Origin of the sequence: Nonlabens sp. Ci31 (assembly GCF_012974865.1) — a bacterium.
In the GTDB taxonomy this organism is placed as follows: domain Bacteria; phylum Bacteroidota; class Bacteroidia; order Flavobacteriales; family Flavobacteriaceae; genus Nonlabens.
Genome location: NZ_CP043633.1, coordinates 952,832 through 975,961 on the forward strand (window position 1 = coordinate 952,832; position 23,130 = coordinate 975,961).

The window sequence follows — 23,130 nt, forward strand, 5'->3', positions numbered from 1 at the left end:
TAAGTCCCCTATACAGTCATTTCTCACTGCTTTTTAAACCAAAAGCAGACTAAAAAGTATAGTGATACGTTTGTGAATTAAAATATATGTCTGGAACTCGTTCTAGGTGTGTTACTTTGTTATTTTTGTAAATCAATTCACGTAGTTGTAAAATTTATGTCATCACCGTCCAGTTATCAAAAGCGTCGTTTGTTCAGCTCCTATTTTTGGGTGGTGATCAGTTTATTTTTAGTTCTTTTTATGCTGGGTCTCCAAGGCTTTTTCTTACTCAATAGCCAGAAACTAGCCGATTACTTCCGGGAACAAGTGCCTATGTCTATCTATTTTAAAGATACCGCTAAGGAAGTAGAAATGCGCCAACTCGAGAAAACGCTACAAATGGCCGATTATACTAAAAACGCTGTTTTTGTAAGTAGTGAAGAAGGTGCTCAACGCACTAAAGAAGATCTGGGAGAAGATTTTGTTGCTAAACTAGATGGGTTTAATCCGATTCCTAATTCTATAGACGTGCGATTGAACGCAAAATTTGTTACCGCAACAGAAATACAGCAAATCGCAGATGATCTAGCGGCAAAGAATTATGTTCAAGAAGTGAGTTATGATAAACCACTGGTTTCTTTACTCAACGAAAACGTAAAACGCATCTCTTTTTGGATGCTGATTGTTTCTGGAATTTTTATTCTTATTGCCTTTTTACTCATCAACAGCTCCATAAGGTTGAGCGTTTATGCCAAGCGATTTACCATAAAAACCATGCAAATGGTAGGTGCAACCAAAGGTTTTATACGCAAACCTTTTATCCTAACCAGCATTAAGCTAGGACTAGTTGCAGCACTACTAGCCTTAGGATTACTAGCCGTAGTTGTTTATTATGCCGACGGTTTTGTACCAGAATTAGAAATACTCAAGAACTATCAAATGCTTGCGATATTATTTATAGGCGTTTTAGTTTTCGGAATATTAATAAGTTTGATCAGTACTTTTTTTGCTACTACTCGTTATTTAAATCTGAAAACAGATCAGTTGTACTATTAACGACGGCTGCCTTGATGAATTAAAAAGATTATAGATCATGGAGTATATACTGCTCTTGGTATAATTTAAAAATATAAAGAATTGTTAGTTCCCCCTTTAGGATTGGAGCAAAAGCTTTAAAAAATATTACAATGAAAAAAGGAAGTAATAAAGAATCGAAATCTAAAGCTGCTCGCAGCGAAGAGCAACCAGTAGTAGAAGACAATGTCCAACCTAGTTTTGAATTTATTTTTAAAAAGAAAAATTATTTATGGATGATTATCGGTTTGGTGGTGATCGCATTAGGCTTTGCCCTTATGGCTGGTGGAGGCTCAGAAGATCCTGCTGTTTTTAACGAGGCTATTTTTTCATGGAGACGTATAAGACTGGCTCCTATGCTTGTTTTGGCTGGCTTTGGGATTGAGATGTATGCGATACTATTGAACCCAGATAAAAAGTAAATGGAAACTTTTGACGCATTTGTATTAGGAGTTATTCAAGGACTAACAGAGTTTTTACCTGTTTCTTCCAGTGGACATATTGAGCTAGGAAAAGCAATTCTAGGAACTGATATAGGTAATAAAGAAGAAAATTTGCTCTTTACCGTAGTGGTTCATTTTGCTACCGCATTGAGTACGATTATCGTTTTTAGAAAAGATATTATAGCACTATTTAAAGGCTTTTTTTCCTTTAAATGGAATGAAGAAACTCAGTTTGCTTCTAAAATTGTCCTGTCTATGGTTCCTGCCGTTATTGTAGGATTGCTTTTTGAAAAGGAATTGGAAAAACTATTTGAAGGCCAGATTATTCTCGTAGGTTTTATGTTGATCATTACAGGATTATTATTGTTTCTCGCTGGTCGCGCCAAAAGAACTGAAAAAGGTGTCAGCTGGAAAGATGCGATAATCATAGGAGTGTCTCAAGCCATTGCTATGCTACCGGGAATCTCTAGAAGCGGTGCCACTATTTCTACCTCTGTACTTTTAGGAAATGACCGTACCAAAGCAGCTCGTTTCTCCTTCCTAATGGTCGTTCCCCTTATTTTTGGAAAAATTGCAAAGGATCTATTGGATGTTGTTAAGGGAGATACGGTGATCGAGTCCGTGTCTGCTACGCCATTAATTGTAGGTTTTTTTGCTGCATTTATCGTTGGCTTATTGGCCTGTACTTGGATGATATCACTGGTGCGCAAAGCAAAGCTTCATTATTTTTCCTACTACTGTTTTGCGGTAGGAGTTATAGCGATTGTTGCTGGGGTGATGAATTCTTAGAATCTGTATCCTAATTTTTACAAATAAGACGGCTGATTTTTTGTTAGCTTTAACTCTTAAAACATCTGGCATGCAAAAATCACTTCTACTCCTCTGTTTATGTATAAGCTCTATTTCCATAGCACAACAACCTACATTTAAAGGCGCATTCCTGGAGAAATGGAACAATTCCCGTGATTACCTCATCGCTGTAGCTGAAGCGATGCCAGAGGAGCATTACGACTTTAAACCTACCAAGAGGCAAAGATCTTTTAAGGAACAGATGCTTCATATTCGAGACAACATCAACTGGATCGATCAATCCTATTTCTCAAAATCTGAAGAAAGTGGAGATAAGCAGGATCATACTGAGCTGAATAAAGCAAAAATTATAGAGTTACTGCGCAACACTTTTGATACTGCTTACAGAGATATAGAGGCCTGCTCAGAAACAGATTTAAAGGAAAACGTTCGATTCTTTGCGGGTCCCAAATCAAAATTACAGATCTTAAATTTACTTCAAGATCATGTGACACATCACCGTGGCCAATTACTCGTTTATCTCAACCTTAAAGAAGTGACTCCTCCACGTTATAGCGGTTGGTGACCTTAACTTTATCACATAAAAAAGACTTCTATTTCTAGAAGCCTTTTTAGTTATTATATGATGTGTGTTAATACCGCTTTCGCGAAAGCGGAACACACTTGGATTCCTAAGTATTATTCGAAGTCTGCGGCTTTAACCGTGTTCACTTCTACTTTTTGGACTTTGAATGCAAGGTCTCTACCCATCATTTGTTGTGTGATGGTCATCGGGAATTTTACACCGCTAGTTTCTTCATAGTCGCTGTACTGAATCATAGTACTTACTTCCTGACCTTGTGCTTTTACCTTAGACTCTTGACCTACCATGAGTCCTGTTTTTACATCGTAAAAAGTCTTTTTACTGTCTGACCATTTGATGACATAGACTTGGTTACCACCCATCATCTCAGCACCAGCTAAAGTTGCTTTTTCTGGAGTATACAATTCAGGGAAATACATAGCATCTTCTACCGCTGGCTGTGCATCTTCTCCTGTAAGCTCTTGACTACCGCCATTACTGCTTACCATTGCTTTACCGTCTGCATAGGTTTGTTTTACCAGAGTGTTACCTCCCATTTTAATAGTTTGGTTCCACTTATTTCCTTTAGCGCGTTTTACGTCAAGAATCAACTCTCCCATAGGCGCTGTATAAACAGCAAAATAAGAAGTAGAGCTCAAAGCTGATACAGCTTCTTTACCTCCTAATGCTTTGATATAGTCATCCATTACCGTTTGTGCGGTTAATCCAGCCGGGATCTCAATTGTAGATGGACGTTCTGTCTCATTTGCATCTTTATCGTAAAATTTAATAGGCACTGTTTTACCGTTCAAAGTCATTTTTTCTAATGGCTCAAGGATATCTCCTGCTTTTCCTACTAGCACAATACGTAAGTTATCTGGGCTTAAATACTTATTTGCCACACGCTTTACATCTTCCTTAGTTACTTTATCAATGTTTGCAATAAAGTTTTTGTAGAAGTCTTTATCTAAATCATTCTTTTCAATAGTAATAGAACGACTAGCAACAACTGCTTTATCTTCAGATTGCATGATGAAATTACCTAGGTATTTTGCCTTTGCTGTAGCAAGCATTTCATCTTCTACATATTCATCTCTTATTCTATTCAATTCTTTAAAGGTCTCTACAACGGCGCTATCTGTTACTTCATTACGCACCTTTGCACTTGCCGAGAAGGTTCCTTTGTAGTTTCTGCCCGTTCCTATATTAGAACGCGCTCCATAAGTATATCCATTTTCTTCACGCAAATTCATGTTTAAGTAAGAACCGAAAGAACCACCAAAAACATAGTTAGCTACAAGAACAGCATAATAATCTGGGTCGCTCATCTTTAATTCAGAAAGGCTCAGTATAGCAAGCTCTGTTTGTACTGCATTAGGCACATCAATCAAGTTGATTTGAGTTTCGCTTACATCAGCTAGTTCAGTAAGAACCGGCTCTGGGGCAGTTCCTTTTTCCCAATCTCCAAAGTATTTCTTTACCAGTTTCTTTGCTTCCTTCTCCTCGATATCTCCTGTAATCACTAAGTAACCGTTAGATGGCTTAAAGTAATCAGCATAAAATTTCTTAACGTCCTCTAGAGTTACACTATTGATGGTTTCTTCTGTAGAAAACTCTCCAGCTGGGTGATCTTTACCGTAAACCAAGGCGCCTCGTACTTTATCAGCAATCGCAGCAGCACTGTTCTCCCCTGATTTTAATCCTTCAATAGCTTGAGACTTTTCAAAATCCAATTCCTTTTGAGTGAAATTAGGTTTGAAAGCTGCCTCAGCAAAAAGGTCAAAGATTTCGTTTTTGTATTTTGAAAGACCTCCGGCGAAACCACCACCTACTCCTACAAAAATATTAGCTCCTAAAAAGTCTACTTTTTCATTGAATTCTTCTTTAGAAGTTTCTGTAGAACCTTTTCCGATTAAAGAACCAGTTAAAGATTGAACACCAGCTTTATCTCCTTCAAAAACAGGAGGATTGTTCAAGTCTAGGTTCATGTTAAGGGTTGGTAACTTTTTATCAGTTACTACAAGAACTTGAAGGCCATTCTTTAATTCAAAGGTGTATGGTTTACCTAAGTTGATCTCCGGAGTAGGACCTGAAGTAGGTATTACCGATCTATCTATTTGTGCAATGGCAGTAGCTCCAGTAAGGAACAGTACCATTAAAAATATAAGTTGCTTTTTCATTTTGATAATTATTTTTTGGTGATGGTAAATTCGGTTCTTCTTGATTGCTCGTATTCTTCATCAGAACAGTCTTTGCTTTCACAATCAATTACTGGATTTTCTTCTCCACGACCTAAGGCTTTAACTCGGTTAGCGTCGACTCCCTTTGCAAGTAGGTATCCTCTTACCGCATCAGCACGTTTCTGAGATAATGTTTTGTTGTAAGCATCACTTCCTTTTGTGTCTGTGTAGGTTTCTGCAAGAATTTCCATAGACTCATTTTTATTCATCATTTTTACAATGCGATCCAATTCTTTACTAGCGCTAGCAGTAATGGCTGCTTTGTCGTTATCAAAGTAGATTTTATTAATCTGTAGTTTGTTATCAACCACTATTACATCTTCCACCGCTTCCTTCATTTCTTCTTCTGTAGGCGCCGTTCCTGCTAAGTAATCTAACTCTAATCTTTGGTTAGGCATCAAATATTGGTTTGCTACTCTTTTGATATCCTCACGAGTAATGCTTCTGTATACATCCAGCTCTTTATTGATCAGACTTGTATCTCCCATCAACATATTGTAACGTGCTAATGAAGCTGCAATTCCTTCTACGCGCGAATTTGAACTCACGTATTGAGCTTCAAACTGATTTTGAAGTTTTTGATATTCTCTTTCAGAAATAAGTTCTGTTTGAAGTTTTACGATTTCTTCATCCATCACCTCAGCTAGTTTGCTAAGTGCTACCTCACCTTTAGCAAGAGCTCCCATAGTATAGGTACCATAATCTTGGTTAGACTGACCAAAAGCCAATACTTGAAGTGCTATTTGCTCTTCATCTACCATTCTTTTTTGCATTCTAGAACTTGCTCCTCCAGTAAGAACAGCAGAAATATAATCGATAACATAAGCATCTCTTTCTACACTCTTAGGAGTCACATAAGAAAATATTTTAACAGGAATCTGAATATTTGCGTCGTATTCTGTGGCATAACGAGTAGAAGTAATAGGCTCTTCAACGATTACTGTGCGCATATTTCTAGGTGCTTTATTCTCGATAGGACCAAAATAATCTTCGATCATTTTCTTGGTCTTATTGATATCTATATCACCAGCAACTACTAGAGTAGCATTGTTAGGATTGTAGTATTTGTCATTGAAAGACTGAAATTCTGACAGCTCGGCAGCATTTAAATCTTCCATAGAACCTATAACGCTCTGTCCATATGGGTGTTTTTTAAATAAATGCTTATCTATACCTGTTCTGTAAACTATAGCTCCATAAGGGGCATTATCAATACGCTGTCGCTTTTCTTCTTTTACTACTTCGTTTTGAGTATCCACCCCTACTTGTTCTATCTTAGGGTGCAACATACGTTCACTTTCCATCCACAATCCTATTTCTAAGTTATTAGAAGGAAAGGTTTCATAATAATAGGTGCGGTCTTGAGTGGTGTTTGCATTATTACTTCCACCATTTGCAGATACAATATCAAACCATTTACCTCTTTCTATATTCTCTGTACCTTCAAAAAGAAGGTGTTCAAAAAAGTGAGCAAAACCAGTTCTCCCTGGCTCTTCATCTTTTGCACCTACTTGATACATAACACCGGTAGTAACAACTGGTGCTCCGTTTTCTTGATGTAAAATAACGTGAAGCCCATTATCTAGATCATACTCGGTATATTTTACCTCTTGAGCAAAACCTGCTGCCATTGCAAAAGCGACCGCAAGACTTAAAATAATTTTTTTCATTTGATAGTTTTTATGTTTACTTATAACGTTAGTGTCTTATCCATATAAAATGTTACATAAAGTTCCAAGACTTACCGAAAATAATGCATAAATGAATAAATCCGTTAAATTATAATCAAAATAGCAGTAATTTATATCTAATTAACCGAACTTTAAAAGAATTAAATATTTTATGAAAAATACACATACAACAAAGTACTCCTTATTCATGGGTTTAGCACTCATTGTTTATTTCCTTATCATCAACACACTTGGTTTTGCAGCACAAAGTTATTTAAGCTTCTTCAATGCTGTTATTGTTGGTATTGGAATATTCTTTGTTATTCGTGATACACACAAGAATAAAGAAGAGTTTAAATATTTTGAAGGATTTGTATCTGGAATCAAATCAGGCTTTGTTGCTACATTAATATTTACAGTATTCATGGCGATTTATCTTTTTGAAATAGATCTAGAATTGGCTCAAGAATTAAAAAAACAAATCACAACAGCCGGAGAAGGAATAGAATTTGCCTTATTATTATTTATTCTCTTATCTGGATTTGCCACTTCCATAGTAATGCCATTCCTCATTTTACCCATCTATCAGAAGTCTTGGAACACCAAAAAAACAAGAAGACAACAAAAGCCACTCAACCAGTAATCTAAAATATTATCTTATAATTTATTGATAACTTTGGTAGTTAAGCTAATAGGGGTATATTTGCAGCCCGAAATTAATCACATTAATCAACAATTATGTACGCAATCGTAGAGATAGCAGGGCAACAATTCAAGATCGAGAAAGATCAAAAGTTGTTTGTACATCGTTTACAAGAGGATGAAGGTGCGTCAATTAACATTGACAAAGTTCTTCTTTTAGGAAATGGTGACAACATCACACTCGGCGCCCCAGCTATAGAAGGAGCATTTGCTGAAGCAAAAGTTCTGGGTCATCTTAAAGGTGACAAAGTAATCGTTTTTAAGAAAAAACGTAGAAAAGGATACCGTAAGAAAAATGGTCACAGGCAATATTTGTCCCAGATCCAGATTTCAAGCATTTCTGTAAGCGGTGGTAAGAAGTCTTCTTCCACTTCCACGAAAACTGAAAAAGCTACGGACAAGAAAGCAACTACTAAAAAAGCTTCTAAGGGTAAAGTAGCACAAAAAGAAGTAGAAGTAAGTGAAAACCTAGTAACACGTGCAGAACACCGCTCTGAAGACAACGATCTTAAAATCAATATCGACAAAGTGCTTCATAACATAGGTACTGCTACCAAAGCAGAGGCTGAAGATCTTAAACTGATCAACGGCATAGGACCAGCTTATGAAAAGCGCCTGAACGAATTAGGTATTTATACTTATGAACAGATCAGCAAGCTTAAAGCCGCTGACCGTGAAGAGTTGAGTGCTGTTGATGGTATTACCCGTGAGAAGATAGAATCTGAAGAATGGGTAAAACAGGCGAAAGCATTGCTTAAAAAAAAATAAAGTATAATCTTTCCTAACCATAAGGACAGGAACAATTAAATAAATTATCATGGCTCATAAAAAAGGAGTAGGTAGTTCGAAAAACGGAAGAGAATCAGAATCAAAACGCCTAGGTGTTAAGATTTTTGGTGGACAGGCTGCAATAGCTGGTAACATCTTAATCCGTCAGCGAGGTATGACTCACCACCCAGGTGAAAACGTATATGCTGGTAAGGACTTCACATTACACGCAAGAGTAGACGGACTCGTGAAGTTTACTAAGAAAAGAAACGATAGATCCTATGTATCTATAGTTCCTGTAGCTGAAGCTTAAGGAATATTTCTTTTTAACATATAAAATCCCAAATCGATTGACTCGGTTTGGGATTTTTTATTGGAATCCATTTAAAAAAGAGCAAGTTCTATACGTCAACTTACTCCTATTTATCTCTTCCTTAAGTTGAAGGTCTGCGTATATAAGAAAAGTTGTACAAGATTTGCAGCAAATGCTAGGTGACTTTACACCGCACTCACTTAGCTAATCCAGCTCTTCCCAATTCTACTATTAAGGAGTCACAGAACGCACCTTCGTCCAGCTCACCAATGTTTGCTATTTGAATGGTATATACATCAGCAAACCCTGTCTGATCAACTATAGACGTATCTCTTAGAGTATTGAGACTGTTCACCAACCTAGAGATAGGCCAGTCTTTCATTTTAATGGAATCTCCTGTGATTTTAAGACCTGCTTTGCCGTAAACGCCGGCAGCATTACCTCCTTGTATAAAGCCGTTGAGATGCCCTGTTACCACTTCCCTTTTTGAGAAATCTGTACTGCAAGAAGTGATGCATACTGCAATAAAAAGAACTACAAAGAACTGCTTCATGTTAATAATGTTGTTTTAGGTGGCACTGGTTGTACAATAACGAAGATAAAGTTTCTTTATTCTAAAATGAAATGATGACCCCGTATAGCATAAAAAATCCCGATAACATGCCATTGACATATCCTCGGGATTACTATTAATTATGTTAGAACCTTATGTTCTAATTCCTTTTAGACGCTTCTCAATCTTTTGCTTCTTTGCAGTAAGCAATTTCATAAGATCCATTAATTCTTCGTCTTTAGTTTCTTTGTAAACTTCGTTGATGCCAAGAATAAGCTCTTTAGCTTTTCTCGATGAATGCACTCTGTCGCTCGTCGACATATTACTCATCGATGAGCCTAGCCATTCATTTGCGTCTTTTATTATATCCATTTTTGTTTCATTTAATTTCGCTTTCGCGAAAGCGTAACTATAAGATTCACTTACGTGTCAAAAGTTAATCTATTTTATCATATATCCTAACAAATAACACGAATTTTAAGGAATTCTTAATATCTGTAATATTCTGGCTTGAAGGGTCCTTCAACCTTAACACCTATATAATCTGCTTGATCTTTCTTTAGTTCTGTAAGTTCGGCTCCCATTCTTTCTAAGTGAAGCGCTGCTACTTTTTCATCTAAATGCTTCGGCAACATATACACCTCATTTTCATAAGCGTCTCTATTGTTCCAAAGTTCCATTTGAGCTAGCGTTTGATTTGTGAATGAATTACTCATCACAAAACTAGGGTGACCTGTTGCACAACCTAAGTTAACAAGACGACCTTCAGCAAGAAGTATGATGTCTTTACCATCAATCGTATACTTATCTACCTGTGGCTTTATCTCTACTTTAGTGTTTCCGTAGTTATTGTTAAGGAAAGCTACATCTATCTCATTGTCAAAATGACCTATGTTACATACGATTACTTTATCCCTCATCGACTTAAAGTGTTCACCACGTATGATGTCTTTATTACCAGTAGTGGTAATAACGATATCTGCATTTCCTACTACATTCTCTAGTTTCTTTACTTCAAAACCATCCATTACCGCTTGTAAGGCACAAATAGGGTCAATTTCAGTAACGGTTACGATAGATCCAGCACCTTTAAACGAAGAAGCTGTTCCTTTTCCTACGTCTCCATAACCACAAACGACAATACGCTTACCGGCAAGCATGGTATCCGTAGCACGACGTACCGCATCTACTGCACTCTCGCGACAACCGTATTTGTTATCAAATTTAGATTTAGTTACAGAATCATTTACGTTAATGGCTGGCATCACCAGTGTTCCATTCTTCATACGTTCGTATAATCTGTGTACTCCAGTAGTTGTCTCTTCAGACAGCCCATTGATTCCTTTAGCCAATTCTGGGAACTGGTCAAAAACCATGTTGGTCAAATCTCCACCATCATCTAAGATCATGTTCAATTGCTTGCGGTCTTCACCAAAGAAAAGCGTTTGCTCGATACACCAATTAAATTCCTCTTCGTTCATACCTTTCCAGGCATAAACAGGAATTCCTGCAGCAGCTATAGCAGCAGCAGCATGATCTTGTGTAGAAAAAATATTACAAGAAGACCAAGTAACATCTGCTCCTAACGCTACAAGCGTTTCAATTAATACAGCAGTTTGTATGGTCATGTGAAGACATCCAGCGATACGCGCACCCTTAAGAGGCTGCTCATCTTTATATTCTTCTCTCAATGACATCAAGCCAGGCATCTCTGCTTCGGCTAATTCTATTTCTAGACGTCCATACTCTGCAAGAGACATGTCTTTTACTTTATAGGGTACGTAAGGAACTGTTTTAGTGCTCATATACTTATTGTTTTGGTAGTTGTGTCGCTGATTGTATTAGAAATCACCATTTTAAATACCTTTTTTATTTATTAAATTGCGGGTGCAAACTTACGCAAAATCAGCCAATTTTCATGCCAATTTTTCAATCCATTAACAACCGCGAGAACACTAAGATTTTTATCTGGAAAATCACCGAGCCCGAAGCTTTTCTGAGAGCAGACATAGAGCTGTCCGAAAACTCTGTGAATAGACTGTCTACGATGAGTTCAGAGCTTCACAGGCGTGGTTTTTTGAGCATAAGACACTTATTAAAACAGGCTGGTTACAGCGATCTAGACCTTTATTATTCAGAGCATGGAAAACCGCATCTAACTGATGACAAGTACATATCTATCACCCACAGTTTTGAATTTACGGCCATTATCATCAGTGATGTACCTATAGGAATAGACATCGAGAAGCAGCGTGATAAGATAAAACGCATTGCTCCTAAGTTTATAGGCTATGAAGAAAATTTTATTGCTTCTTTAGAAGATCCTGTAAAAGAGCTTACGGTGGTTTGGGGAGCTAAGGAGTCTATGTACAAACTCTACGGTCATAAGGGCCTGGGTTTTAAAGCGCATTGCCTCGTAGCGTCTTTTACTATGGAAAGCGAGGAAACGGTGGCACGCCTTGTTTTTAAAGATGACAACCTAAAATTTGATGTGTTTTTTAAAGAGGTAGAAAACTTTATGCTCGCATACGTAATTCCTTCCCGCAATGCCTGATTTACTTATAAGTATAAAGCAAGCAAATCGCAGTCTTGCCGTATTGATTGATCCAGAAAAAATGCCGTTGGATGCTGTTGCCGCTTTCGCGAAAGCGATACCATCAACTATCTCTTCTCTAAAAGAAAAATTGCAAATCGATCAATTTTTCTTCTTTGTAGGTGGTAGCAGCATGGAAAATACGGGCTTTGATGAATGGGTAAAAGAACTGAAGAAACACACCGACACAACTGTAGTTATATTTCCTGGATCACCAGAACAACTCTCTGAAAATGCCGACGGACTATTATTTCTAAGTCTTCTCTCCGGGCGTAATCCAGAATTTTTGATTGAACATCAAGTAGATGCGGCGAGGCGGTTAAAAGAAACACATCTAGAGATTGTTCCAACAGGATACCTGTTGATCGATGGTGGTAAAGAGACAGCTGTACAATGCGTTTCAAAAACATTGCCTTTGCCTCAAAACAACGTTGAAAATATTGTAAACCATGCCTATGCAGCCCAATTAATGGGAAATCAGCTGGTTTACCTAGAGGCTGGAAGTGGCGCTGTGAAATCTGTAGCAACAGAGATCGTGCGGGAGGTAAGTGCTCAAATAAATGTTCCGTTAATTGTTGGAGGCGGATTGAGAACTATTGCTCAGATAGAAGCGATTTACAAAGCTGGAGCAAAAATGGTGGTAGTAGGAACGGCAATTGAAGAGAATATCAATTGGAATGGCTAGTTTTGTACAGCTATAAAAAATCTAAATAAAAATGAAAGCATCCATAGAACTTACCATGTCGCCACTTCAAGACGATTATGAGCAACACATTATCGATTTTATAAAAACCTTGCGCAGCTCTGAATTTACAGTTATAGAGAATCCGCTGGCGACCCAAATTTATGGAGAATTTGTTCCCATGATGGAGTTTCTTACTAAAGAAATAAATTCTAGTATGGAGAAGACTAAAGCTGTTCTTTTTTATATAAAAGTAGTAAAGACAGACCGTCATGATTACGAGCCTTTCTTTTAATGGAGGTTTTAGAATTTATTTTTGGACAGTATAGCGAGTACAGTTCAACGCACATACTTCTAGAAGCGATTGCTATCGTAGCAAGTATCATCAGCGTGCTTTATTCTTTAAAAAACAATGTTCTCGTATTCCCTTACGGGATCATCAGCACCGGGATATTTGTTTATTTATTGAATGAATGGAACTTGTTGGGTGATATGATCATCAACATTTATTATTTTGTCATGAGTATCTACGGTTGGTACGTTTGGACTAGAAAAGATGAAAACAAAAAAGTCACTCCTATTTCTACAACAGACCATTTAGACTGGTTAAAATCATCAGCGATATGTATAGGTTCTGGAATATTTGTTTACTTTATTTATTGGAAATTTGAACGGTTTGAAAATTGGATAAGCTATCTGGACATACTGACCACAAGCATTGCTTTTGTTGGTATGTGGTTAATGGCATTGCGCAAGATTGAATACTGGCTAGTTTTACTGGTAGCTAACGTAATTTCAGTTCCCTTATATTTTTATAAAGGTTATGGAATGACCGGACTTTTATTTATATTTCTCTCGATCATCGCCTGGAAAGGTTACCAAGAATGGAAAAAATACCTCAACAAACAGCCTTTAAAGGCGTAAAAATCGTTCTTTATGGACCGGAGAGTACTGGCAAAAGCACCCTTGCTCGTCAGCTTACAGAACATTTTGAAACTATAAAAGTAGATGAATTTGCTCGCGATTACCTGCAGGAAAAATTTGATCAAACAGGTAAATCTTGTGAATATGAAGATTTGGTTCCCATAGCAGTAGGACAAAGAAAAGCTGAAAATGATGCGTTAACTACTGCAAACAATCATCTCTTTTGCGATACAGATGCACTAGAAACCTATGTATATTCTTTAGCTTATTTTGATAAAGCACCAGTAGAACTAGAAGAAGCTGCAAGAAAAAGTGATTATGACTTATATTTACTCCTAGATGTAGACATTCCATGGGTTGCAGACGATTTAAGGGATAGACCAGAAGACAGGAAACAGATGTTCGAGCGTTTTGAAAATGGACTCCTAGACTTTCAGAAAAAATATAGTATAATTAGTGGCGCAGGAGAGGAGCGTTTTAAAAATGCCATCACCGCAATAAAAAAGCTAAAAGACAAATGAAACTAACCGCCATACAAGAAAGACAACTTCAGGAAAAAGGAATCTCAAAAGAAACACTTGAAAAACAACTCTATCGTTTTAAAAACGGCTTTCCAGGAGTGATTTTGAATCGTGCTGCCACCGTCAATGACGGAATTGTGCCCATTAAACAATTAGATGTCGATGCCTTAATCTTTAATTATGAGGCTACTAGGGATCAACTAGACATTATCAAATTTGTTCCTGCCAGTGGTGCCGCAACACGCATGTTTAAATTTCTACATGAATTTCTTAATAATTTCAACCAGAACAAACAGAGCATCAATAGTTATATCAATAACAATAAAGCAAATGATCTGTTTACTTTTCTTGTAGGTAGACGTGATTTGCCGTTTTATACTGAAATAATGGAGTCCATAAAAAAGAAAAACTCCGACTGGTCTAACAAATCAAAAACAGAAAAAGAAACTATTTTTGTCAAAGAAGTGCTTACGCCTTCTGGTTTTAACTATGCTGCAATGCCTAAAGGACTTGTTCCTTTTCACAAATACGAAGACTACAGTGCCACAGCCTTTGAAGAACATCTCTTTGAAGCATCTGTATACGCTTCCAGTAATGGAAAAGCCAAATTACATTTTACCATTGCTCCTGCTTTTGAAGATGCCTTTACGGCAGAGTTTGATCAGATCAAAAAGAATATCGAAAAAAGGACCAAAACAAAATTTGACATCGATTTCTCCTATCAATCACCAGCCACAGACACCCTAGCTGTGGACTTGAAGGACAATCCTATCGTCTTTGAAGATGGGACTTTATTCTTCCGACCGGCGGGACACGGAGCACTGATCAACAATCTTAACCAGATCGATGCTGACCTTATTTTTATCAAGAATATTGATAATGTAACGATCTCCAGTTTGGAAAAAGAAACCTCCCATTACAAAAAACTTCTCGCAGGATACCTGTTGCACTTAAGAACAAAAACCTTTGAATACTTAAACATTTTAGAGAAAAATGATATGGAAGATTCCACAAGGGAAGAAATTGAAAAATTCTTGACTGAAGAGCTAACTGCTGTGCTGCCTAAAGACTATTACAAATATAAAACCAATTACCAGCTCGAACATCTTTACCATCAGTTAGACAGACCACTTCGTGTTTGCGGTATGGTAAAGAACGAGGGAGAATCTGGCGGTGGCCCTTTCTGGGTACACAATCAGCGTGGTGAACTGTCTATCGAAATCGTGGAAACGGCACAAATGAACAAAAGCGATCCAAGACAGAAAAAAATCGCCAAAGAAGCAACACATTTCAATCCAGTAGATCTTATTTGTAACGTACGAAATCATAAAGGAGAAAAGTATGATCTCTCTGAATACTGCGATGAGGACACTGGCTTTATCACCTACAAATCCCGTCAGGGACAAGAAATTAAAGCTCAAGAGCTTCCTGGTTTGTGGAATGGAGGCATGGCTTATTGGAATACCATTTTTGTCGAGGTGCCCCTCATTACTTTTAATCCAGTAAAAACAGTGACTGATTTATTAAAATCTGCGCATCAACTGGACTGATGAATATAGAACTGTTACATAAAGAAGTTATTTATAAAGCTGTTACCAGCAGTGGTCCAGGTGGGCAACATGTAAATAAGGTTGCCACAAAAATTCAATTGTATTTTGATGTTTTGAATAGTCTCGCTTTCGCGAAAGCGGAACACGAAAGAATCCTAACTGCATTATCAAAACAACTCACCACAGAAGGAGTGCTGCAAATCAACTGCCAAGAATCTAGAAGTCAAGCAAAAAATAAAGAACTGGCATTTAAAAAACTAATTGCAACACTTTCTAAGGCAAGCGTTGTTCCTAAAGTACGGAAGAAGAGAACCGTTCCCAAGGCCGTGAAACGCAAACGGCTCAACGATAAGAAAAAACACAGCGAAAAAAAGAAAGATCGCAATTTTAAACATCCATAGTATTTAAAAAATCAAACGCAAAGTCTTATTAATCACAAATCCTTTCAACATGAAATATTACGCCTACCTTATTCTATCCCTTATTTTGATTTCCTGTAATCAACAACCAGAGGTTTCATCAACAGACCAAAGTGATTCTAAAACATCTGAATTACAAGAAGCAAGAACTAACGAATTTGCTATAGTTATTCACGGAGGCGCTGGTACAATAAAGAGGGAGAACATGACTCCAGAGTTAGAGATTCAATACAATGAAAAGCTATCGGAAGCTATAAAAGCAGGACACGAGATCCTCAAAAATGGAGGCGATGCTATGGACGCGGTAGAAGCAAGCATAAGAATTATGGAAGATTCTCCTTTATTCAATTCGGGTAAAGGCGCTGTATTTACGCATGATGGGATCAATTCTTTAGATGCCAGTTTTATGGATGGAAAGACCTTAAATGCTGGTGCCATTGCTGGAGTAACCACCGTAAAAAATCCAATTTCCCTTGCTAGAAAAGTAATGACCGATTCAGAACATGTTTTACTGAGCGGCACAGGAGCAGACGAGTTTGCTAAATCACTTAGCGATGAAAACATAGAAATAGTAGATAACAGCTACTTTTTTACAGAGAATAGGTACCAATCCTTGCAGCGAGTTCTAGCAAAAGAAAAGGAAGGTGACCAAAAAACAGCGCTTTTAGAACTGGAAGATCCGTTTATTAAAGACTCTAAATATGGGACAGTAGGTTGTGTCGCTCTAGATAAAAATGGAAATATCGCTGCAGGAACGAGCACTGGTGGTATGACCAATAAAAAATACGGCCGTATAGGTGATTCTCCTCTTATAGGCAGCGGTACTTATGCCAACAACAACACCTGTGGGGTTTCCAGTACTGGACATGGCGAGTACTTTATAAGAGCACAAGTCGCTTATGACATCAGCGCATTAATGGAATATGGGGGTAAAACACTTGAAGAAGCTACAGAAGAAGTGATCCAAAAAAAGCTGGTCGATCTAGGTGGAACCGGGGGAATTATTGCTTTAGATCATTTGGGGAATATCTCCATGGAATTTAATACAGCAGGGATGTATCGAGCGATGATGGACGATCAGGGAACACTTACTGTTGGTATGTATAAGGAGTAAATGAGGAATGAAGTATTCAGAATTTTGAAAATTCAAAATTCTTAGACAAGAAAAAACCGAATAGATCCGGCTAAATAAATAGAACTTCGCAGGCGACAAAATAAATTACTAGTAGCAGACTTCAATCTGCTCATTCTAAATTGAAATAAAACACCAATGAAAATCATATCCTATAACGTCAACGGTATCAGAGCCGCGATGAAGAAAGAATTTATCGCATGGCTTACTGCTGCAAATCCCGATGTACTTTGTTTACAAGAAATAAAAGCTCAAGAAGATCAAATAGATAAGGAAGCTTTTACTGCTGCTGGATATAAGTACCAATACTATTACAGCGCACAGAAAAAAGGCTATTCTGGAACAGCCATTATCTCTAAGATCCAACCAGATCATGTGGAATATGGAACTGGTATAGAAACTATGGATTATGAGGGAAGAAATATCAGAGCAGATTTTGGCGATGTATCTGTCATGAGCATGTACTTACCTAGCGGAACTAATGATGCTAGATTGAGCTTCAAATTTGAATATATGGAGCAATTTCTAGAGTATTCTAAAGAACTGAGAAAAGAACGTCCTAATGTATTGATCTGTGGCGATTATAACATCTGTCACAAAGCCATTGATATTCACGATCCGATACGTTTAAAAAACACGTCCGGTTTCTTGCCAGAAGAACGAGAATGGATGGATCGATTTGTTGCAAGCGGTTTTATAGATACGTTTAGAATCTTTAACGATCAGCCAGACCAGTATTCTTGGTGGAGTTACCGTGGTGGTTCTCGAGCAAGAAATAAAGGCTGGAGATTAGATTACCACATGGTAAACGACAGTTTAAAGGAACGTGTTAAAAGATCTGTAATCCTAAGTGAGGCAGTACATAGTGATCACTGTCCTGTAATGGTGGAGATTGATTGAGAATTTAAAAACATAAAGATTATACTAGCCGCTCCCTGGCAGAATTGGAATAAACACTTTCGTTATTTTACATAACTTCTCCAGCCAGATTTTATAAAATGACAAGTTGCTTGATTCTAGGTTTTATACCACCGAAATGACCAAAGAGAAAAGTGGATTTTATATCAAATTAGAATTTAAAAACATCAGATGCGCCAGTAAATAATAGTGTTCGGGCGATCAATAAATTTGTCTAACTCTTTAATGGTTTTCAAGACGGTTTTGATCAATCAGTAAAGGCCGCTAGAGACTTAGAAGGAAAAATCAAATGGAATGACACAGAGTATATAAAATTATCACAACTGCAAACGAGCCTGTTTTTTTATTTTAGAAAAGTAAGAGCTACACCATCAGAACCTGATAATGAATTGATAAACCGTCATCTTTAATTTGATTAGAAAAAGAACTGTCGACAATAAATTAGATTGAAATAATCAAGAAAAGCCCTCCAGCACAACAACAAACTCACCTCTGGGCTTTTTAAGCTCAAAATGAGTGATAGCCTCTGTTACCGTACCTCTAAAATGTTCTTCATACATCTTGGTAATCTCTCGAGAGATAGAAACTTGTCGTTCTTCTCCGTAGTGTAATTTGAAGTCGGCTAAGGTTCTTAATAGTTTGTGAGGAGACTCGTAGAAAACAATAGTTCTAGTCTCTTCTTTAAGAAATTCAAGACGTTTTTGCCTTCCTTTTTTTACTGGTAGAAATCCTTCAAATACAAATTTATCGCAGGGCATACCGGAAACGGTAAGTGCAGGAACAAAAGCAGTCGCACCGGGTAGGGATTCTACCTCTACTCCATTTTCTAGCAGTTTACGAGTTAGTAAAAAACCTGGATCGCTTATTCCTGGTGAACCAGCATCTGTAATTAGCGCCATGGTTTCTCCCGCCTGAATTCTTTTTACTATGTGATCACTTATTTTATGCTCGTTGTGCATGTGATAAGAAAGCATTTGGGTAGCGATCCCATAATGTTGCAATAATTTACCGCTGGTTCTTGTGTCTTCTGCTAGTATGACATCTACCTCTTTTAATACTTCTACTCCTCGATAGGTCATGTCTTTTAAATTACCGATAGGTGTAGGAACTAGGTAGAGTTTCATAAGTGTGATTTATTCTACAAAGATAGAAAAGTTAGCACGGAAGAAAGCACTTTAAAAGACCCTCTCGACACCTCTAAAATATAAATCCATCAGGCTTAAACGCTAGATGGATTTCAACTAAATAAACATCCCTAACTATTTGTTTAGCTGCGATTCAAAATTAAGCGAGAGAAATGGTTTACAAAATACCCTATTAAGGGTATATTAAGGAGGAATACATACGCTTTTCACTTTCTAAATTATTTAAAAAATAGCTTTTTAAAGGCAATTTGATTGTACCTGAAAACAGAATTAAAATAGAGATATTATGGCTTGAACAGCTTTCTATAAGTATCTTTGCCTTATGAGTAGAGATGAGCAATTAAAAGACAGATGGATGCGCACCGTAGCGTTCTTTCAATCACGTTTTGCAGATGGAGATGAAATGGATCTTGATGCGATTCTATTTATAATAGGTGTACAAGAATTGGGGCAACTGCATCGCAAGTTCAAAAAAGATGAAAAATTACAGCTCATGCATATAGCTATATGTCGAGTATTAGAACCATATGGTTACTATGAATTCTCTCACTATGATGATGATAAATGGCCACATTATATCGTAAAAGAAAAACTGCCATCACTTAAAGCTGGAGAACAATCTGTGTTGATGAAAGAAGCTATAGTGAGTTATATGATGGTTAGTGAAATAATTGATTAAGCCTTTTTCTTTTCCCTAGTAACTAATACCACCGCAAAAATAATTACGCCAGTAGAAGCAATTTGCCAGATATTAAAAAGCTCCCCGTCTAGAATTCCCCATGTCAAGCCTATCACTGGCATTAAATAAGTAACTGAACTTGCAAATACTGGAGAGGTCATTTGCACTAATTTATTGAACATAACTTTAGCTGCTACAGTTCCAAAAATACACAAAGTAATAATATACATAAAGCTCTGTTGTACCGCTGGACTTTCTAAATCAATGGAAGTACCATCTGCACTAAAGAAAACGATAGTTGCCAGAGGTACTATAAAGACAAAGTTTCCCGTAGCAATAGCGAGAGGTTTGATGTTTTGAAGGTATCTTTTAATAATATTTACATTACTAGCATAACAGGAACAAGCGATAAGTATCAGCCCTGCAAAAAGATAGTTTTGCTCTGGATGGCTTTCCATACCCGCCAAAACTAAGCCTACTGCTCCTGCAAGACCTATGACAACTCCTATCAATTGGTTACGCGAGAAAGAAATACCAAAAATAACTGCGCCCATAACTAACGTAATTAATGGAACGGTAGAATTAAGGATGGCACTTATAGCGCTATCGATTTCAGTTTGTGCATATGCAAATAAGAAAGCTGGGAAAAAGGTACCAAGTAATCCTGAAAGCGCTAGCCACGGCCAGTCTTTTTTACTTGTTGCAGCAAATGATTTCCAACCTATGGAAATAAGAATAGCCCCAGAAATCATGGTGCGCAAAGCTCCTAATTGCAAAGGTTGCAATACCAGCTCACCGTTTTCTTCACCTAATGCTTTCTTGATCAAGATAAAAGAGGAACCCCAAATTAAGCTTAAAATGACAAGGTATACGTACTTTAATTTAGAGTTGTCCATAATTTTTAAAGGCGCAAAGGTGGACTTTTTAATCACAAAAAAAGCTCAAGATTTTCATCTTGAGCTTTTTTTGTGATTTCAATGCCTTATAATCTTGTTAATGTACCCTCATATCTACCCGTAATATCGCCTGCAGCTGTAGTAAGATCAAAACTAATAGTGTAAGTAGTGCCTAATTTACTCAAGATAACCTCACCGCCTGTCGCTTCCACTAGGGTTCCAGTTTCTGCAGTTATATTGTAATCTATAAATATACCAGCTACTACTAGAGTAAATGCATCTCTATTTGCTGCAAAAATATAAGTCCCGTCAGATAAGTCGGTCATATTATCTGAATTTAAGTCTAAGTAAACTGCCTCTCCAGTACCTGTGATTGATTGGTTTACAGTATCTAATGTAAAATCATCACTAAGTAAAGTTATGTCAAAATCATAAGAACCATTTCCATTATCCCCATAATCCTCTAGAAAACCCTGAGACAGTGCATAGGTAGCACCATCATAAGTAAATTCATTAGCAACTGCAATAGGAGTATCATCAACAGCATCGTCATCATTACTACAAGATGTAGTAACAGTTGCTAATACTGAAATAAAAACGCACGTAAGTAATTTAATTTTTTTCATATAATTTATAATTTAAAATAAATGTAAGATAAATTTTACAGTCTCCAAATACCCTCTAGAGAATATTTTACTCTTTCCACCTCAAGGTTTCCATCATTTTTACCATATCACTTTTTACATAGTCTACCGCTGGCAGAATAGAATCATAGTTAGGTTGTGTATAAAAATATAGGGAAGCGGTAAGAAAATGTTTGGTACTATCAGTCACATAAAATTGAGCGTTAGAAGCAGCATCCCCTTCTATTTCATACATCATCCCATAGGTGTTATTAAGTCTGTTAACAAAGGGAAAGTCTGCTATAACATCTGCTTTTTGATTGTGCTCGTAGGATAATTTTTGTCCGTCGATGAGGAGTTGTCTGAGGTTGTTTTGTATAGGTCTGTAGTTGAGGTATACCGTTGCATCCATGCCAGGATATTCGATCTTCATAGAACAATCGCTTTTAGATAGTACTCTTGCAAATTCATTTACTTCAAAAGAAAAGGGACAATTTACATGATCTGAATTCACATAATTCCCTTTTGGAAAATCAAGTGCCAACTGACCGCTAGGCTTGGGTAACACCTTTTGATCATTACAACTGGAAATCCCAATGAAAATCAACAATACAAATAGAATTCTTAAGCTAGTGTACATTTTATTTGTTTAATGCGTTTCTTATCCATGACTTCTACTAGAAAGGTCATGTTGTGAAAAGTTATTTGATCTAGTTTTCTAGGAAAGTGACCGGTTTGCTCTAGTAAAAACCCTGCAAGGGTCTCAGATTCTCCTTTGCCACCATCAAATACTGCGATATCTTCTTCCTCTAGGTCTAAAACTCTATAGAAATCTTTTAATTGTGTTTTACCCTCAAAAACGTAATTCTTATCGTCCAGCTTTGAGTAAATCAGATCTTCTTCATCAAATTCATCACTGATGTCTCCAACGATCTCTTCTATAATATCCTCCAGCGAAATCAAACCGCTAGTACCTCCATATTCATCCACCACTATAGCGATGTGCTTTTTCTTCTCTTGAAATTCTTGTAAGAGATCATCTAGCTTTTTATTTTCTGGAACGAAATAGGCTTCCCTAAGCAACTTTCTCCATTCATAATTTTTACGATCTATATAAGGTAGGAGATCTTTCACGTACAAGACTCCCGTAATCTGATCAATGCTTTCGTTATAGCAAGGTATGCGCGAGTAACCATGCTCAATAACTTGCGGGATAATTTCCTTAAAAGGCAGACTTTCATCTAGTGCAAACACATCTGTACGATTGCGCATTACATTTTTTGTATGCGTATTACCGAAACTTACAATTCCCTGAAGGAGCTGCTGTTCTTCATCTGTAGTATCGTTCCCGTCAGTAAGTTCTAATGCTTGTGATAGTTGAGAAACCGTTATGTTAGATTTCTTACTTCCTAAACGATCTTGTATTTGCAAGGTCACATAACGCATCGGTAAGCTGATAAAGCTAAATATTTTATCTAGTATATTAACAGGTATCGCCATAAAACTGGCAAATCCTTTTGGGTTACGATTAGCGTAAACCTTTGGGAAAATCTCGCCAAAAAGCAAAATCAAAAAGGTCACCACTACGACTTCAATAACAAACCTGATATCCAGGTCAAATGGAAAGCCAAAATCGATAGCAATAGGCTTTACATTTTTGAACCAAGTATCACTGAGAATTCCAAATATCAATACTGACGTGATGTTGATCGCATTATTTGCAATTAATATAGTTGCCAGGAGTTTTTTAGGCCTATCAAGGAGCTTCTTAACAATACTACGTCTGGGAAAGTCTTCACTTTCATCATCTAATTCCGTATTAGAAAGACTAAAAAACGCCACTTCAGCCCCGCTTATTAGGGCGCTACAAATAAGCAATAAAATAAAAATTATTAAATACATCAATTGATCTCCGCTGGAAATCATTGAAACGC

At 37.1% G+C, this 23,130-nt stretch carries 27 protein-coding genes; 17 read left to right on the plus strand and 10 right to left on the minus strand.

Going from position 1 to position 23,130, the window contains the following annotated elements; translation table 11 throughout:
* Window positions 1-156: 156 nt before the first annotated feature.
* From F0365_RS04300 to F0365_RS04315, 4 genes are all read left to right on the plus strand, one after another.
* Entirely contained in the window at window positions 157-1,035 is an 879-nt protein-coding gene (locus F0365_RS04300; protein WP_169932561.1) for a cell division protein FtsX, read from the plus strand.
* A 131-nt stretch (window positions 1,036-1,166) separates the two neighbouring features.
* Window positions 1,167-1,475 carry a DUF3098 domain-containing protein gene (locus F0365_RS04305; RefSeq protein ID WP_169932562.1) on the plus strand — a complete coding sequence of 103 codons (309 nt, stop codon included), beginning with the start codon at window positions 1,167-1,169 and terminating at the stop codon, window positions 1,473-1,475.
* A complete protein-coding gene (locus F0365_RS04310; RefSeq protein WP_169932563.1) occupies window positions 1,476-2,285 on the plus strand; it encodes an undecaprenyl-diphosphate phosphatase in 810 nt (269 codons plus the stop codon).
* Between the two features lie 70 nt (window positions 2,286-2,355).
* Window positions 2,356-2,871 (plus strand): DinB family protein, encoded by a 516-nt coding sequence (locus F0365_RS04315; RefSeq protein WP_169932564.1) that lies wholly within the window; start codon window positions 2,356-2,358, stop codon window positions 2,869-2,871.
* A gap of 113 nt (window positions 2,872-2,984) precedes the next feature.
* Here F0365_RS04315 and F0365_RS04320 read toward each other — a convergent pair whose 3' ends face one another.
* Entirely contained in the window at window positions 2,985-5,048 is a 2,064-nt protein-coding gene (locus tag F0365_RS04320; protein WP_169932565.1) for a M16 family metallopeptidase, read from the minus strand.
* Window positions 5,049-5,056: 8 nt separating this feature from the next.
* Window positions 5,057-6,778 (minus strand): insulinase family protein, encoded by a 1,722-nt coding sequence (locus tag F0365_RS04325; RefSeq protein WP_169932566.1) that lies wholly within the window; start codon window positions 6,776-6,778, stop codon window positions 5,057-5,059.
* A 172-nt stretch (window positions 6,779-6,950) separates the two neighbouring features.
* On the opposite strand from F0365_RS04325, the gene F0365_RS04330 reads away from it, so the two are divergent.
* From F0365_RS04330 to rpmA, 3 genes are all read left to right on the plus strand, one after another.
* Window positions 6,951-7,421 carry a DUF4199 domain-containing protein gene (locus F0365_RS04330; protein ID WP_240961890.1) on the plus strand — a complete coding sequence of 157 codons (471 nt, stop codon included), beginning with the start codon at window positions 6,951-6,953 and terminating at the stop codon, window positions 7,419-7,421.
* Between the two features lie 95 nt (window positions 7,422-7,516).
* Window positions 7,517-8,248 (plus strand): 50S ribosomal protein L21, encoded by a 732-nt coding sequence (gene rplU / locus F0365_RS04335; protein WP_169932567.1) that lies wholly within the window; start codon window positions 7,517-7,519, stop codon window positions 8,246-8,248.
* 49 nt (window positions 8,249-8,297) lie between these two features.
* A complete protein-coding gene (gene rpmA / locus F0365_RS04340) occupies window positions 8,298-8,561 on the plus strand; it encodes a 50S ribosomal protein L27 (RefSeq protein ID WP_101012644.1) in 264 nt (87 codons plus the stop codon).
* A 196-nt stretch (window positions 8,562-8,757) separates the two neighbouring features.
* On the opposite strand, the gene F0365_RS04345 is transcribed toward rpmA, so the two are convergent.
* The 3 genes from F0365_RS04345 to ahcY form a co-directional block, all read right to left on the minus strand.
* Window positions 8,758-9,114, minus strand: a complete 357-nt coding sequence (locus F0365_RS04345; protein ID WP_169932568.1) for a hypothetical protein — start codon at window positions 9,112-9,114, stop codon at window positions 8,758-8,760.
* A gap of 153 nt (window positions 9,115-9,267) precedes the next feature.
* Window positions 9,268-9,486 (minus strand): hypothetical protein, encoded by a 219-nt coding sequence (locus tag F0365_RS04350; protein WP_169932569.1) that lies wholly within the window; start codon window positions 9,484-9,486, stop codon window positions 9,268-9,270.
* A gap of 116 nt (window positions 9,487-9,602) precedes the next feature.
* Window positions 9,603-10,919 (minus strand): adenosylhomocysteinase, encoded by a 1,317-nt coding sequence (gene ahcY, locus F0365_RS04355; protein WP_169932570.1) that lies wholly within the window; start codon window positions 10,917-10,919, stop codon window positions 9,603-9,605.
* Between the two features lie 113 nt (window positions 10,920-11,032).
* Between ahcY and F0365_RS04360 the strand changes: the two genes are divergently transcribed.
* The 9 genes from F0365_RS04360 to F0365_RS04400 all read left to right on the plus strand — a co-directional run bounded on the left by F0365_RS04360 (window position 11,033) and on the right by F0365_RS04400 (window position 17,835).
* The gene (locus tag F0365_RS04360) at window positions 11,033-11,668 is read left to right on the plus strand and encodes a 4'-phosphopantetheinyl transferase family protein (protein ID WP_169932571.1); all 636 of its coding nucleotides are present in this window, start codon (window positions 11,033-11,035) and stop codon (window positions 11,666-11,668) included.
* Window positions 11,661-12,392, plus strand: a complete 732-nt coding sequence (locus tag F0365_RS04365) for a geranylgeranylglyceryl/heptaprenylglyceryl phosphate synthase (protein ID WP_169932572.1) — start codon at window positions 11,661-11,663, stop codon at window positions 12,390-12,392. The genes F0365_RS04360 and F0365_RS04365 overlap by 8 nt, the downstream gene beginning before the upstream one ends.
* Before the next feature lie 31 nt (window positions 12,393-12,423).
* Window positions 12,424-12,684 (plus strand): hypothetical protein, encoded by a 261-nt coding sequence (locus tag F0365_RS04370; RefSeq protein ID WP_169932573.1) that lies wholly within the window; start codon window positions 12,424-12,426, stop codon window positions 12,682-12,684.
* Complete coding sequence (gene pnuC, locus F0365_RS04375) at window positions 12,684-13,313, plus strand: nicotinamide riboside transporter PnuC (protein ID WP_169932574.1); 630 nt, start codon at window positions 12,684-12,686, stop codon at window positions 13,311-13,313. Before F0365_RS04370 ends, pnuC begins: the two co-directional genes overlap by 1 nt.
* On the plus strand, window positions 13,274-13,834 hold the full coding sequence (locus F0365_RS04380) for an AAA family ATPase (RefSeq protein ID WP_169932575.1): 561 nt from the start codon (window positions 13,274-13,276) through the stop codon (window positions 13,832-13,834). Before pnuC ends, F0365_RS04380 begins: the two co-directional genes overlap by 40 nt.
* Window positions 13,831-15,384, plus strand: coding sequence for a DUF4301 family protein (locus F0365_RS04385; protein WP_169932576.1), 1,554 nt, complete (start codon window positions 13,831-13,833; stop codon window positions 15,382-15,384). The genes F0365_RS04380 and F0365_RS04385 overlap by 4 nt, the downstream gene beginning before the upstream one ends.
* Complete coding sequence (gene arfB, locus F0365_RS04390; RefSeq protein ID WP_169932577.1) at window positions 15,384-15,785, plus strand: alternative ribosome rescue aminoacyl-tRNA hydrolase ArfB; 402 nt, start codon at window positions 15,384-15,386, stop codon at window positions 15,783-15,785. Before F0365_RS04385 ends, arfB begins: the two co-directional genes overlap by 1 nt.
* Before the next feature lie 49 nt (window positions 15,786-15,834).
* Window positions 15,835-16,917 (plus strand): isoaspartyl peptidase/L-asparaginase family protein, encoded by a 1,083-nt coding sequence (locus F0365_RS04395; RefSeq protein WP_169932578.1) that lies wholly within the window; start codon window positions 15,835-15,837, stop codon window positions 16,915-16,917.
* Between the two features lie 156 nt (window positions 16,918-17,073).
* Window positions 17,074-17,835, plus strand: coding sequence for an exodeoxyribonuclease III (locus tag F0365_RS04400; RefSeq protein ID WP_169932579.1), 762 nt, complete (start codon window positions 17,074-17,076; stop codon window positions 17,833-17,835).
* A gap of 473 nt (window positions 17,836-18,308) precedes the next feature.
* Here F0365_RS04400 and rsmI read toward each other — a convergent pair whose 3' ends face one another.
* On the minus strand, window positions 18,309-18,977 hold the full coding sequence (gene rsmI / locus F0365_RS04405) for a 16S rRNA (cytidine(1402)-2'-O)-methyltransferase (RefSeq protein ID WP_169932580.1): 669 nt from the start codon (window positions 18,975-18,977) through the stop codon (window positions 18,309-18,311).
* Between the two features lie 343 nt (window positions 18,978-19,320).
* Here rsmI and F0365_RS04410 point away from each other — a divergent pair, with 343 nt between their 5' ends.
* Window positions 19,321-19,677, plus strand: a complete 357-nt coding sequence (locus tag F0365_RS04410; protein WP_169932581.1) for a hypothetical protein — start codon at window positions 19,321-19,323, stop codon at window positions 19,675-19,677.
* Here the strand turns inward: F0365_RS04410 and F0365_RS04415 are convergent.
* From F0365_RS04415 to F0365_RS04430, 4 genes are all read right to left on the minus strand, one after another.
* A complete protein-coding gene (locus tag F0365_RS04415; protein WP_169932582.1) occupies window positions 19,674-20,573 on the minus strand; it encodes a DMT family transporter in 900 nt (299 codons plus the stop codon). The two genes, F0365_RS04410 and F0365_RS04415, sit on opposite strands and share 4 nt — an antisense overlap.
* Before the next feature lie 86 nt (window positions 20,574-20,659).
* Window positions 20,660-21,199 (minus strand): hypothetical protein, encoded by a 540-nt coding sequence (locus F0365_RS04420; protein WP_169932583.1) that lies wholly within the window; start codon window positions 21,197-21,199, stop codon window positions 20,660-20,662.
* A gap of 67 nt (window positions 21,200-21,266) precedes the next feature.
* A complete protein-coding gene (gene gldD, locus F0365_RS04425; RefSeq protein WP_169932584.1) occupies window positions 21,267-21,836 on the minus strand; it encodes a gliding motility lipoprotein GldD in 570 nt (189 codons plus the stop codon).
* Window positions 21,821-23,122 carry a gliding motility-associated protein GldE gene (locus tag F0365_RS04430; RefSeq protein ID WP_169932585.1) on the minus strand — a complete coding sequence of 434 codons (1,302 nt, stop codon included), beginning with the start codon at window positions 23,120-23,122 and terminating at the stop codon, window positions 21,821-21,823. Before F0365_RS04430 ends, gldD begins: the two co-directional genes overlap by 16 nt.
* Window positions 23,123-23,130: the final 8 nt, after the last annotated feature.